Raw genomic sequence first — 11371 nt, 5'->3', positions numbered from 1 at the left:
ATCTGCCCGACGCGGTCGTCGAAGACGTGGCACGCCGTGGCTAGGCTCGCGCGGTGCCGACCTTCCGCCTCGCGACCCTCGTGCCGGCGTCCGCCGAGGACTGCTTCGACCTCTCGCTGTCGGTCGACGCGCACGTCGCGTCGATGGGCCGCTCCGACGAGCAGGCCGTGCGCCGCCCCGCCGGCGGGCTCCTCGGCCCGGGCGACGAGGTGACGTGGCGCGCGCGCCACTTCGGGCTCCCGTTCACGATGACGTCGGCGATCACGGCCTTCGACCGGCCGGTCCGCTTCGTCGACGAGCAGCAGCGCGGCCCGTTCGCCGCCTGGTGGCACGAGCACACCTTCACCGCCGGCGACTCGGGCACCACCTTGATGACCGACACGATCAGGTATGCCGCCCCGCTCGGCCCCCTGGGCAGGCTCGCCGAGCGCGCCGTCCTCGACCGCTACCTGCCGCGCCTCCTCGCCGAGCGCAACGAGTGGCTTCGCCGCGAGCTGTCCACCTGACGCCGACGCGTCGCAGCCCCACGCGGTGGGGTTGGATGGTGCGGTGAGCTCGTGGAGCGGGGTGGCGCAGGCGTACGAACGGTCGTTCGCCACCCTGTGCGGCGGCACGGTCGAGCGGCTGCTCGACGACACCCGCTCGGTGGCGGTGCGCGGGGGCCGTCACCTCGACGTCGGCTCGGGGACCGGTGACCTCGCGGCGCGCGCCGCGGCGGACGGGCGCACCGTCGTCGCGGTCGACGCAGACCCGGGCATGGGCGCGCTGACCGAGCGCGTCGTGCCGGGCCGAGCGGTCCGGGCTGCCCTGCCCGCACTCCCCTTCGGCGACGGCTGCTTCGACGCGGTGACGGCCAACTTCGTCGTCAACCACGTCGGCGACCCGCGGGCCGCCACGCGCGAGCTGGCCCGCGTCATGCGCCCCGGGGGCCGCGTCGCGGTGACGTCGTGGACGGCCAGCCCGCCCACGTGGTCGGAGCTGACGACGTACGCCTTCGACGCGGCGGGCGTCGTCGTGTCACCCGGTGGCCGGTTGCCACCGGAGCTCGACTTCGACCGTTCGGTGGAGGGCCTGGCGGGCGTCGCCGAGGACGCCGGCCTCACGGTGCTCGACGCCCGTGAGCTGGCCTGGGACTGGGCCGTCACCGTCGACGACCTCTGGGCCGGCATCGCCGGCGGTGTCGCCACCGCGGGACAGGCGTACCTGGCACAGACGTCGGCCGTGCAGGCGGCGGCCGAGCAGCACTTCCGGAGGGCGGCGTCGGAGCGGGCCGAGGGTGGGCTGCTGCACCTGCCGAGCACGGCGGCATACGTCCTCTGCGGCACCTGACGACGGGAAGCGAGCGCTCAGAGGGGGCGCTGCACGGAGATCTGCACCGTCGCCGGGTCGCCCGGGGCGATGAGCACGTAGCCCTCCCAGCGGTCGCCGGTCGTGTCGGCGCGGGAGCACCACCGCGAGCCGGGCCCGACGACGGGGTCGACCATGCTCGCGGCGGCGTCGCCGGGGATCGACGCGACGACGCGGGCGCCACCGAGTCCGGCCTCGTCGCAGACGGCCTCAGCCGAGGCGCGGTCGGCGCGAACGACGAAGAGGAAGCTCTCGGCCTTCATAGCGGGTGCCTGGGTCTCCACCCGCTGCACCTCGGCGCCGTCGGGGAGGCGCAGGCCGGCCAGCTCGAGGGCGTCGGGAGGGGTGTGCGCGACGAGCCGGGCGCCGCTCGCGCCGGTGGCACCGGGAGGCGGGTCGAAGGCGACCCAGCCGTAGCCCCCGGCGGACGGCACCGGGGTCGAGTTGCCCCCCGCGCCGGGCGACGCGCCCGAGCCGCAGCCGGCGAGCAGTGCCGCCCCGACGCACGCGATCACGACCCCGCCCCTGCCCCGACGCCTCATGGGCCCATCATGCCGCCGGGCGCGACTCAGCGGCGGGCGATCGTCAGGGTCCGTGTGCCGCGCAGGTGCAGGTCGGCCCGGGCGAGGAGCGCGTGCGGGCCGGTGTCGTCGAGGAGGGCGGCCAGGGCGACCGCGTCGTCGGCGTCGAGGCGGCCGTCGAGGCCGTGGGCGAGCCGGTCGAACCAGGCCCGGGCGTAGCGCCCGGCGAGCGGGTGCGTGGGCGACGGCTCGTCGACGACGACCTCGTGCTGCCCGACGACGGTCCAGCCTGCGTCCGCGAGCAGCGCGGGCCACGGCGAGCCGATGAGCGGCACGCTGGTCGCGTGCTCGCCCGCGAGCACGTCGAGCATCCGGTCCTCGAGGCCCGAGCGGCCGACGCCGAGGTCGTCGGGCAGGAAGCGCAGGGGCTCGTCGAACTCCCACACGGCCACCACTCCCCCGCTGCGGGTGTGCTCGCGCAGCCCGGAGAGCACCCGCACCGGGTCGGCGAGGTGGTGGAGCGACATCGAGGCCCACGTGAGGTCGACGTCGAACAGGGCCGGCCAGCCGGAGTCGAGGTCGGCCACGAGCGGGCGCACCCGGTCGCCGACGCCGCGCGCGGCGGCTGCGGCGGCGAGGCGGGCCAGGGACGGCTCCGACACGTCGACGGCCACCACCTCGGCCGTCGGCAGCCGCCGGGCAAGACCGAGCGAGCCGGTGCCCGTGCCGGCGCCGAGGTCGACGACGTGGAGGCGGGTCGGGGCGACGCCGCGGTCGGCGGTGAGGGCCGCCACCGTGCGGTCCAGGGCGGAGTCCCAGGCGTCGGCGAGCACCTCGCCGTCGAGGTCGAGGAGGTCCTCGAGGGGGCCGGTGTCGTCGACGCCGTCATGCGAGTGGGCGTGGCTGTGGTCGTGGTGGTCGCGCTCGCCCGGCGAGGGTGTGTGACGGTGCTGGCTCATGACGCCACGGTAGATCGGTTTTGCGCCAAACGCATACACTCTTGCGCATGCAGCAAGACGTGGAGTTCGAGGCGGTCATCCGCGCGCGGATCCGGGGGCTGCGGCTCGCCCGGGGCTGGTCGCTCGACGTGCTGGCCGCGCGCTGCGCGATGAGCCCGTCGACGCTGAGCCGCCTCGAGACCGGCCACCGACGCATCGCCATCGACCAGCTCGTGCCCATCGCCCGCGCGCTCGGCACGACGATCGACGAGCTCGTCGAGGTGGCGCGCGACGACGACGTCGTCATCAAGCCGCGGCGCAACGCCGCCCACGGCCACACGACGTGGCTGCTCACCCGCGAGGACGCCCCGAACGGCCTCGTCGTCGCCAAGATGCGCATCACGGCGAAGACGCGTCGCGGCTCGCTCGGCGTGCACCCGGGCCACGAGTGGTTCACCGTGCTCTCGGGGACGGCACGCCTCCACCTCGGCGACCGCGTCGTGCTCGTCGAGGAGGGCGAGTCGGCGCAGTTCTCGACGATGGAGCCGCACGCGATCACCGCGCCCGACGGCCCCGTCGAGATCATCGTCGTGCTCGACCGGGAGGGTCGCCGCACCCACCTCGACGCCTGAGGCGAGCGCCGGACCGGTGCCGCCTCGTGCGGCTGGTCCGGCGCCCGACGCCTCAGCTGCCGGTGGCGACCGCCTGCAGGGAGCCGCCCTTGAAGCGGCGCACCTCCTGCGGCCAGCCGCAGCCCTCCGCCACCCGCCCGGCCCACATCCGCGCCGCCTCGTCGTCGGGCACGTCGACGATGGTCAGTCCGCCGAGCCACTCCTTGGTCTCGACGTAGGGCCCGTCGGTCACGACGAGCTCGCCGCTCGTGGCGTCCGCGCTCGCCGCCTCCTCGAGCTCCTCGACGAGCCCACCGGCATAGACCAGGACGCCCTGCTCCTGCATGTCGCGCACCACGGCCGTGGACGGCTCGACCCGGCTGCCGAACCACGCCTCGTCGTGGTCGCCGACCCACTGCTGGTTGAAGTAGATGAGGTACTGAGGCATCCCTGCTCCTCTTCGTCGGGCAGGCCCGGTGCCTGCCGCTACCCACGCTACGAACAGGAGCCGGCGGATCGGACACCTGACGCGCAGGAGATCTGGTCCACGTTCCGCGCGACACATCACGTGCGCTCGGTCGGCGCCGCGCGCCCTTGGCGCAGTCCGGGACCGTTCACTTCGTGTGTCGGCGTGGCCCGGCGCCCTGCGCGAGCCGGGACCGGCGGTCCAGTAACCTGTCCCCGCCGCCCTCGTAGCTCAGGGGATAGAGCACCGCTCTCCTAAAGCGGGTGTCGCAGGTTCGAATCCTGCCGGGGGCACAACCGCGGCATCGGCCGATGCCCGACGGCCCGCACGGGATGGACCTGCGGATGAAGCGACGGATGAGGCTGCGTCTGGTGGGGTGATCACCACACCTGATGCAGGTTCATCGGCAGCATCATCGGTCCGGCCATCGAGCGCGCCGCCGACGCCGCCCCGCCGACGCCCCCCTTCCCGCGTCAGGAGGACCGCGGGCACCACGCCGCGACGCCGTCGCGCTCGCACGGCTGCGTCACCGGCACCGCGGCCCCGTCGACCCGCCGCGTCACGGCGCGGTCGCCGAGCGGCGAGGCCAGCCGCAGCTCCACCGCCGCGCTCCGGCCGTCGGTGCCGACGCCTGCACAGTCGCGCCCCGGCGGCTCGGCGAAGCCCGTCACCTGATCGACCGACACGGTCGACGCCGTCTCCGAGGCCGTGACCGCGACCTGCCCGACGCAGATGCCGTCCCGGCCCCACGGGAACACCACCATGACCACCGCCGGGTCGCCGCCCTCACCGAGCAGCTGCACGCCGACCGGCGCCAGCGACACGCGGGCGGGCTCGTCGCGCAGCGGCCCGACCCCGGCGCGCCCGAGCAGCACCCCGACGAGGCCGGTGAGCCCGACGACCCCCACGACCACGGCGGCCACCACCGTCACCAGCCTCCGGCGCATGCCTCCCCCGTCCGCCGACCGCCCTCCTCGCCCCACGGTCCCGCCCCCGACGGCGGTGCGTCAACAGCCCACGTCACCCCACCTCCCGGTGCCACCATCGAGGGAGACGACCACCGAGGGAGGGCACCCATGACCGAGCACCCCGACCACGGCTTCCTCACCGAGCCGGAGGTCACGCCCGAGGTCCGGGCGTCCTACGACAGCGACGTCGCCGACCACGGCTACGTCATGAACCTCAGCCGCGTCTGGGCGCACTCCCCCGCCGCGCACGACCGGCTCTTCGAGCTGCTCGCCGACCTCGCGCGCCTCGGCGGGCTCACCTTCCGCCAGCGCGGCATCCTCGTCTCGGCGATGGCCTCGACCGCCGGCGACTCCTACTGCGCCCTCGCGTGGGGCGGCCGGCTCGCCACCGAGGCCGGCGACGCCGTCGCGGGCTCGGTCCTGCACCACGACGACGCGGGCCTCGAGCCCGCCGACGCCGCCCTCGCCGCCTGGGCGCGCGCCGTCACGCGCGACGCCAACGCGACGACCGCCGAGGACCTCGAGCCGTTGCGCGCCGCCGGGTTCGACGACCGGCAGATCTTCGCGATCACGGCGTTCGTCGCGCTGCGGCGCGCGTTCTCGCTCGTCAACGACGCCCTCGGCGTCCGCCCCGACCGCCAGCTGCGCGACGACGCCTCCCCGACGGTGCGCGAGGCCGTGTCGTTCGGGCGCGCGCCCGCCGACCGCCCCTCCTGACGCCGTCCGCCAGGCCGATCACGTATGCCGCCGGGCCCGCTCCGCGCGACCGGGCCCCACCCGCGGTGGGGAGGTGTCAGACGCTCTGCGTGGCGACGCCGCGCAGCAGCGCGAGGTAGTCGTCGGTGGGCCGCGCACCGGTCACGGCCGCATACCCGTTCGCGATCATGAACGGAGTCGCGGTGACGCCGAGCGACCTCGCCTGCTGCTCGTCGGCGCGCACATGGTCGGCGTACTCGTCCGAGGCGAGCACGGCGGAGACCCGTCGCTCGTCGAGGCCGCACTCCGCGGCCAGGCGCTGCAGCACCTCGTGGTCGTCGAGGGCGAGCCCCTCGCCGAAGTGTGCGGCGTGGAAGCGCTCGGTCGCGGCGCCCCGGAGGGCCGGGCCACCCATCTCGCCCGCGAGGGCGCACAGCCGGTGCGCGTCGAAGGTGTTCGCGCGCACGGCGCGGTCCCAGTCGAAGACGAGGTCGTCGGCCTCGGCGAGCTCGCTCGCCCGGGCGTTCATCAGGTGCCCGGCCCCGGCGTCGCCACCATGGCGCACCGAGAGGTGCTCGCGCACGGGCACGCCCCCACCCACCGCCACGTCGGGGTCGAGCTCGAACGACCGGAGCCGCACCGTGACGTCACTGGGCCGCTCGAAGCCGTGCACCGCGGCCTCGACGCGCCGCTTGACGATCCACGAGTACGGGCAGGTGAGGTCGCCCCAGAGGTCGAGCTCGATGACGGTCGTGGACTCGGCAGCAGGCTGGTCGGTCATCGACTCAGTCAACCACGCACCGTTTCGCGGCCCACACAGCGCTGCGCCCCCACCGGTCACCGGTGGGGGCGCAGCGCGAAGGCCTGGTGGAGCGACCGCTCAGATGCGGCCGTACGACGAGGGCGTCGTCCAGATGGAGTGGTTGCCCGTCGTCGTGCCGGGACGCTGCGCGTCGATCATCCGGCCGGGGCTGACGTAGATGCCCACGTGGTAGATCGGGGAACCGAAGAAGACGAGGTCGCCGGGGCGCGGGTCGCTGACCGGGGTGGCGGCGCGGGCCTGCGCAGAGGCCGTGCGCGGGATCGAGATGCCGGCCTGGCGGTAGACGTAGGAGGTGAAGCCCGAGCAGTCGAAGCCGTTGGGCGTCGTGCCGCCGTAGACGTAGGGAACGCCGGAGTAGGCCTGCGCGATGCCGACGATGCCCGAGGCGCTCGGCGCGGGGGCGTTGAGCGCGGCGCGGCTCGACGAGCGCGAGGCCCGCGAGCTGGAGCTGGAGGAGCTCGAGCTGGACGAGGACGAGCTGGACGAGCTCGTGTCGCGGGAGGCCGCGGCCTCGCGGGCGGCGGCGCGCTCGGCCGCACGCTCGGCGGCGGCCTTCTCGGCCTTGGCCTGCGCGCGCTCGCGCTTGACCTTGACGTCCTCGATGACGACCGGCTTGACCTTGGCCTTGAGGGCCGGCTTGGCGTAGCCGATCGCGGACAGGGCGCTGGGGGCGGTGACCGTGCCGGCGGCCGGGCCGACGGCCGCGGCACCGGAGACGCTGACGCCGGCCACGGGGCTGTTCGAGCCGTCGGCGGCGCTGGCGCTGGCCGGGTTGGCGAACGTCGCGACGAGGCCACCCGAGGCGGCCACGATCGCCGCACCCTTGACGGCGGGCTGCGCCGACTCCCGGGCGATCGTCTTCAGCTCGGAGATCGCGTTGAAGCGACCGGGGGCGCGATGACGCCCGGGAACGTTCTGAGCCACAGATTGACCTCTCGACGCCTACGAGGTGAGCTGTCGGGTTCGGGCTTGAGGTACTACCCGGCCTTCGCTCGGACCGGCAACGGTCCGTGGAGGGCTTCACCCCGAGGGCGTCTCACGACGCCCGGAGAACGGTGGGTCCCCCGCTCCTGCCATTGGTGTTCGAACTGGGCCCCTGGTCGATGGCAGGACTCGGCGGTCCGACCCGGGGCGCCCACTCGACGGGGAGAGCAAGCCCGCCAACCGTACCCAATGGTCACGGTCCTGTCACTTTCCGTCCACAGGTCTCCCGGGCGGGTCGCGAGCGGGTGGGGCGCGGGTGCAGCGCCCCCTCGGCGGCCGGTCCGGCCGAGGCTCAGGCGGCCTGGCAGAAGACGTGGACCGCGACGTCCGCCGGCAGCGAGACACCGGTCGAGGGCTCGCTGCCCTCACGCACGGCCACGACGCGCGAGCCGTCGCGCACCACCTCGACGCGGGCTCCAGGCACGACGCCGGCGCTCGTCAGCAGCGCCAGGGCCTCGGGATCGACCTGCACGGGCTCGCCGATGCGGCGGATCGTCACGACCGACGGGGCGTCGCCGACGGCCGCGGTCAGGGTGCGCAGGCCGGTGAGGAAGTCCTCGTCCTGGCGCACGCCGAGCTCGTCGAGGCCGGGGATCGGGTTGCCGTAGGGCGACTCGAGCCCCTCGCCGATGAGGCCGAGGATCTTGCGCTCGACCTTCTCCGACATGACGTGCTCCCAGCGGCACGCCTCGTCGTGCGCGTACTCCCACTCGAGGCCGATGACGTCGACGAGGAGGCGCTCGGCGAGCCGGTGCTTGCGCATGACCCGGGTGGCGAGCAGCCGGCCGTGGTCGGACAGCTCGAGGTGCCGGTCGCCCGACACGGCCACGAGGCCGTCGCGCTCCATACGGGCCACCGTCTGCGACACGGTCGGGCCCGAGTGGCCGAGGCGCTCGGCGATGCGCGCGCGCAGCGGCACGATCCCCTCCTCCTCGAGCTCGTAGATCGTGCGCAGGTACATCTCGGTGGTGTCGATCAGGTCCGTCACGGTCATACCTTCTCAGAATCAGGGAGCCTCGGGCGCCGCGCGCGCACGCCCGCCCCGCCCACGGCGGGTGGGGTCGTGCCGCGGCACCCAGAGGCGCAGCCAGCCGGCGCCGACGACCGCGCCGGCGCCGAGCACGACGGCCGACGCGCCGAGGGTCATGACGGCACTCAGCCCTGACAACACCAACGGGCCCGCCGCCCTTCCCAGGTCGGCGCAGAGCCGCCAGCCGCCGAGGAACTGGGCCCGGCCGTCCGCGGGCGACGCGTCCGCTCCCAGCGTCATGATGAGCCCCGCCCCGAGCCCGTTGCCGATGCCGAGCACCGTCGCCGCCGCCGTCACCGCGACGAGGCTCGTCGCGAGCGGCAGCAGCGCCATGCCGAGGCCGAGCACGAGCATGCTCGGCACCGCGGCGGCGACCCGGCCGTAGCGGTCCATCAGCCAGCCCGAGGGGTAGAAGAGCGCCATGTCGATGGCCCCGGCCACGCCGAAGACGAGCGAGGTCTGCGCCGGGGAGAAGCCGACCGACTCGGCCCAGAGCGGCACGAGGGCCTCGCGGATCGCGCGCGCCCCGGCCACGCACATGGCGCCCGTGCCGAGGGTGAGCAGGACGTGCCGGTGCGCGAGCAGCACCGAGGCCACGCTGCGCGGCGCGGACCGCAGGGCACCCTCGTCGTGGCGGGCGGTGATGTCGGGCGCGAGGAGCACGAGCGTGAAGGCCGCGGCGCTCGCGACGACCCCGATGGCATACGCCGACCCGATGCCCCACCGCCCGATGACGAGGGAGCCGATGAAGGGGCCGACGAAGTAGCCGATGCGGTGCACCCCGCCGAGCGTCGAGAGGGCGCGGGCGCGCAGCGCGACGGGCACCGCCTCGGTGAGGTAGGCCTGCCGGGCCAGCCCGAAGAGCGAGCCGGCGAGCCCGATGACGAGCACGCCGGCGAAGAGCTGCACGAGCCCGCCGGCGAGGGCCGCGAGCAGCATGCCGACGGCCTCGATGACCGCGGCAGCGAGCAGCGCGCGGCGCTCGCCGATGCGCGCGGCGAGCGCGCCGGAGGGGAGGTCGCCGAGCAGCTGACCGACGCCCATCATCGCGACGAGGAGCGCGGCGACCCCGACCGATGCGCCGAGCTCGCGGGCCGAGACAGCCACGATCGGCGACACCGCGCCGGCGCCCGTCGAGCCGAGCAGCGTGGGGCCGTATGCCGACAGCGCGATCGCGCGCAGCCGTCCGCCCGGCTCGGGCGGGGTCTCCCCTGAAATCTCGGTCACGCCACAGGACCCTAACGATTGGGTTTCTCGGGTGGCCGCCCCCGCGCCCCGGCGGAAGCATTGCTCCGTGGCCGGGACTCAGAGCACGAGCAGCCCCAGGGCGGTCGAGGTGGCGTTGGCGGCGAGGACCGCGCACGCCAGCGTCACCACGCCCTCGCGCCCGCGCACCCGCCACGCCCAGCGCAGCAGCGCGGTCTCGACGGCGACGACGACGGCCTCGCCGGCCAGCAGGTGCCACGCGGACCCGAAGGCGGTCGACGCCGCGAAGAGCAGCGGCTGGGTCAGCACGTTGACGAGGGCAGCCCCGGCGACCGCCACGCGCCGGCTCGCCCAGCCGGCGAGCCGGGCGGGCACGACGAGCAGGGGCAGCTCGGCCGCGAGCGTCAGTGCGAGCGCCGTGAGCGCGCGAGGGATCATCGCGTGACGTCCGTCGCCGCGCCGCCGTCGCCTCCTGCGCGCACCGTCACGCTCCTCGTGCTCGGGGCCGTCGCGGCGGCCCTCGCCGCGGCGCTGGGGTCGCCGATGGCCACGGCCGTCATCGGCCTCATCCTCTTCGGCATCCTGCACAACCTCCTCGAGATCCGCTACGTCGTCGGCCGCTTCCCGGGCGTGCTCGGCCGGCCCTTCCTCGACCTGCTCGTCGGCCTCATCACCGGCATCGTCGTGTGCCGGCTGCTCGTCGGCGTCGTCGGCCGGCCCGCGCAGCTCGCCGAGGTCGTGCTCGGCTACGCCATCCTCGCGCTCGCGGCGCAGCGCGGCCTGCGGGGCCGGCGCCGGCACGCGGCCTGGCTCGTCATCGCCGTGGCGGCCCTCGCGTCGCTGTCGTTCCCGGCCTACCACTTCGTCGTGCTGACCCACCTGCACAACGTCGTGCCGCTCGTCTTCCTGTGGGAGTGGTCGCGCCGGATCGCCTCGCGCCGCTGGCGCCGCTCGTTCCGCGCCGTGCAGCTGCTCTGGGTCCTCGTCGTGCCGGCCGTTCTCCTGAGCGGGCTGCTCGACGGCTCCCTCGGCACCGACCCCGGCATCGTGCGCAGCGTCGTCGGGGACGGCCAGTCGGTGCTCGCCGCGAGCGCGCCGCCCGGTGAGGCCGCCACGGTCCTCGGCATGCGGGTGCTCGCGGTCTTCGCCTTCATGCAGACGATGCACTACGTCGTGTGGGTCGCCCTCATGCCCCGCGTCGCCCCGGACGCGTCGGCAGCCTTCGAGGCGCGGGCGCCGTGGCTGACCGGCCCGCGCCTCTGGGCGGCCGGCTTCGTGGCGGCCGCCCTCTTCGCCGTGCTCTTCGGGCTCGACTTCACCCAGGGCAAGGCCGTGTATGCCGCGCTCGCGAGCTACCACGCCTACCTCGAGCTGCCCGTGCTGCTCGCCCTGCTCGCCGGTGGGGCGGCCTGGAGCCAGGCACCGGCGTCGTCCGGTGGCCGCGCAGCCGGGACCCCGACCGGGTCGGGGCGGGACGGGGCCGCACCCGTCGGCGGAGGCGGAGGCGGCGGAGGGGGCTCGCAGGGCCTCGACCTGCGGCCCGAGACCGCACCGGCGGTCACGCTCGATCCCGAGCTGGGTCCGTGACGCCCCCCGCGGACGCCGCCGCGCCACCGGAGTACGCGTGGGGTCCGATGCTCGTCGTGGCGCTCGCCGTCGTCGCCGTGGTCGCGCTCGTCGTGGTGGTGGGCCGGATCCGCCGCTCCCGGGCCGCGGAGCGAGACCGGCCGGAAAAACCCTTGCCGCCCGATTCCGGCGCGACGTAACGTCGAGCCATCGAC

15 protein-coding genes, 1 tRNA gene and 1 riboswitch are annotated in these 11371 nt (G+C 75.1%); of the genes, 7 read left to right on the top strand and 9 right to left on the bottom strand.

The features are described 5' to 3' along the window. The first annotated feature begins 53 nt into the window (after positions 1–53). Together ABD979_RS05545 and ABD979_RS05540 are read left to right on the top strand one after the other, a co-directional pair. Entirely contained in the window at positions 54–506 is a 453-nt protein-coding gene (locus ABD979_RS05545) for an SRPBCC family protein (protein ID WP_345506453.1), read from the top strand. A gap of 43 nt (positions 507–549) precedes the next feature. Then, entirely contained in the window at positions 550–1329 is a 780-nt protein-coding gene (locus ABD979_RS05540; RefSeq protein ID WP_345506452.1) for a class I SAM-dependent methyltransferase, read from the top strand. A gap of 17 nt (positions 1330–1346) precedes the next feature. Here the strand turns inward: ABD979_RS05540 and ABD979_RS05535 are convergent, their stop codons facing one another. Together ABD979_RS05535 and ABD979_RS05530 are read right to left on the bottom strand one after the other, a co-directional pair. Continuing rightward, positions 1347–1889: a hypothetical protein gene (locus ABD979_RS05535; protein ID WP_345506451.1), complete on the bottom strand. Its 543-nt coding sequence runs from the start codon at positions 1887–1889 to the stop codon at positions 1347–1349. Positions 1890–1915: 26 nt separating this feature from the next. Beyond that, positions 1916–2827 (bottom strand): class I SAM-dependent methyltransferase, encoded by a 912-nt coding sequence (locus ABD979_RS05530; protein WP_345506450.1) that lies wholly within the window; start codon positions 2825–2827, stop codon positions 1916–1918. A gap of 47 nt (positions 2828–2874) precedes the next feature. Here ABD979_RS05530 and ABD979_RS05525 point away from each other — a divergent pair, with 47 nt between their 5' ends. After that, on the top strand, positions 2875–3438 hold the full coding sequence (locus ABD979_RS05525) for a helix-turn-helix domain-containing protein (RefSeq protein WP_345506449.1): 564 nt from the start codon (positions 2875–2877) through the stop codon (positions 3436–3438). A 52-nt stretch (positions 3439–3490) separates the two neighbouring features. Here ABD979_RS05525 and ABD979_RS05520 read toward each other — a convergent pair whose 3' ends face one another. Beyond that, positions 3491–3865 (bottom strand): YciI family protein, encoded by a 375-nt coding sequence (locus ABD979_RS05520; protein WP_345506448.1) that lies wholly within the window; start codon positions 3863–3865, stop codon positions 3491–3493. A 238-nt stretch (positions 3866–4103) separates the two neighbouring features. On the opposite strand from ABD979_RS05520, the gene ABD979_RS05515 reads away from it, so the two are divergent. Further along, positions 4104–4176 (top strand) — tRNA-Arg (locus tag ABD979_RS05515). Positions 4177–4356: 180 nt separating this feature from the next. On the opposite strand, the gene ABD979_RS05510 is transcribed toward ABD979_RS05515, so the two are convergent. Beyond that, positions 4357–4830 carry a hypothetical protein gene (locus ABD979_RS05510; RefSeq protein WP_345506447.1) on the bottom strand — a complete coding sequence of 158 codons (474 nt, stop codon included), beginning with the start codon at positions 4828–4830 and terminating at the stop codon, positions 4357–4359. A gap of 129 nt (positions 4831–4959) precedes the next feature. Here ABD979_RS05510 and ABD979_RS05505 point away from each other — a divergent pair, with 129 nt between their 5' ends. Next, a complete protein-coding gene (locus tag ABD979_RS05505) occupies positions 4960–5568 on the top strand; it encodes a carboxymuconolactone decarboxylase family protein (RefSeq protein WP_345506446.1) in 609 nt (202 codons plus the stop codon). 76 nt (positions 5569–5644) lie between these two features. Here the strand turns inward: ABD979_RS05505 and ABD979_RS05500 are convergent, their stop codons facing one another. The 5 genes from ABD979_RS05500 to ABD979_RS05480 all read right to left on the bottom strand — a co-directional run bounded on the left by ABD979_RS05500 (position 5645) and on the right by ABD979_RS05480 (position 10028). Continuing rightward, complete coding sequence (locus tag ABD979_RS05500) at positions 5645–6328, bottom strand: DsbA family oxidoreductase (RefSeq protein WP_345506445.1); 684 nt, start codon at positions 6326–6328, stop codon at positions 5645–5647. Positions 6329–6427: 99 nt separating this feature from the next. Next, positions 6428–7294, bottom strand: coding sequence for a C40 family peptidase (locus tag ABD979_RS05495; RefSeq protein WP_345506444.1), 867 nt, complete (start codon positions 7292–7294; stop codon positions 6428–6430). Next, positions 7295–7475: riboswitch (cyclic di-AMP (ydaO/yuaA leader) on the bottom strand. Positions 7476–7646: 171 nt separating this feature from the next. After that, on the bottom strand, positions 7647–8342 hold the full coding sequence (locus ABD979_RS05490; RefSeq protein ID WP_345506443.1) for an iron-dependent transcriptional repressor DtxR: 696 nt from the start codon (positions 8340–8342) through the stop codon (positions 7647–7649). Positions 8343–8360: 18 nt separating this feature from the next. Then, positions 8361–9611, bottom strand: coding sequence for an MFS transporter (locus ABD979_RS05485; RefSeq protein ID WP_345506442.1), 1251 nt, complete (start codon positions 9609–9611; stop codon positions 8361–8363). A 78-nt stretch (positions 9612–9689) separates the two neighbouring features. Then, entirely contained in the window at positions 9690–10028 is a 339-nt protein-coding gene (locus tag ABD979_RS05480) for a hypothetical protein (protein WP_345506441.1), read from the bottom strand. 3 nt (positions 10029–10031) lie between these two features. On the opposite strand from ABD979_RS05480, the gene ABD979_RS05475 reads away from it, so the two are divergent. Then, positions 10032–11177, top strand: a complete 1146-nt coding sequence (locus tag ABD979_RS05475; RefSeq protein WP_345506440.1) for a hypothetical protein — start codon at positions 10032–10034, stop codon at positions 11175–11177. A 56-nt stretch (positions 11178–11233) separates the two neighbouring features. After that, positions 11234–11356, top strand: a complete 123-nt coding sequence (locus ABD979_RS05470; RefSeq protein WP_345506439.1) for a hypothetical protein — start codon at positions 11234–11236, stop codon at positions 11354–11356. Positions 11357–11371 lie beyond the last annotated feature (15 nt).

The sequence above is a fragment of the Terrabacter aeriphilus genome (genome assembly GCF_039542985.1).
GTDB lineage: Bacteria > Actinomycetota > Actinomycetes > Actinomycetales > Dermatophilaceae > Terrabacter > Terrabacter aeriphilus.
The sequence above is the reverse complement of the archived record's forward strand: the minus strand, read 5'-3'. Positions and strand labels throughout refer to the sequence as shown.

What these genes read in the sequence shown, in the direction of transcription:
- ABD979_RS05535 (WP_345506451.1), bottom strand. Translation starts at nt 1,889, where the DNA reads ATGAGGCGTCGGGGCAGGGGCGGGGTCGTGATCGCGTGCGTCGGGGCG.
- ABD979_RS05530 (WP_345506450.1), bottom strand. Translation starts at nt 2,827, where the DNA reads ATGAGCCAGCACCGTCACACACCCTCGCCGGGCGAGCGCGACCACCAC.
- ABD979_RS05525 (WP_345506449.1), top strand. Translation starts at nt 2,875, where the DNA reads ATGCAGCAAGACGTGGAGTTCGAGGCGGTCATCCGCGCGCGGATCCGG.
- ABD979_RS05520 (WP_345506448.1), bottom strand. Translation starts at nt 3,865, where the DNA reads ATGCCTCAGTACCTCATCTACTTCAACCAGCAGTGGGTCGGCGACCAC.
- ABD979_RS05510 (WP_345506447.1), bottom strand. Translation starts at nt 4,830, where the DNA reads ATGCGCCGGAGGCTGGTGACGGTGGTGGCCGCCGTGGTCGTGGGGGTC.
- ABD979_RS05505 (WP_345506446.1), top strand. Translation starts at nt 4,960, where the DNA reads ATGACCGAGCACCCCGACCACGGCTTCCTCACCGAGCCGGAGGTCACG.
- ABD979_RS05500 (WP_345506445.1), bottom strand. Translation starts at nt 6,328, where the DNA reads ATGACCGACCAGCCTGCTGCCGAGTCCACGACCGTCATCGAGCTCGAC.
- ABD979_RS05480 (WP_345506441.1), bottom strand. Translation starts at nt 10,028, where the DNA reads ATGATCCCTCGCGCGCTCACGGCGCTCGCACTGACGCTCGCGGCCGAG.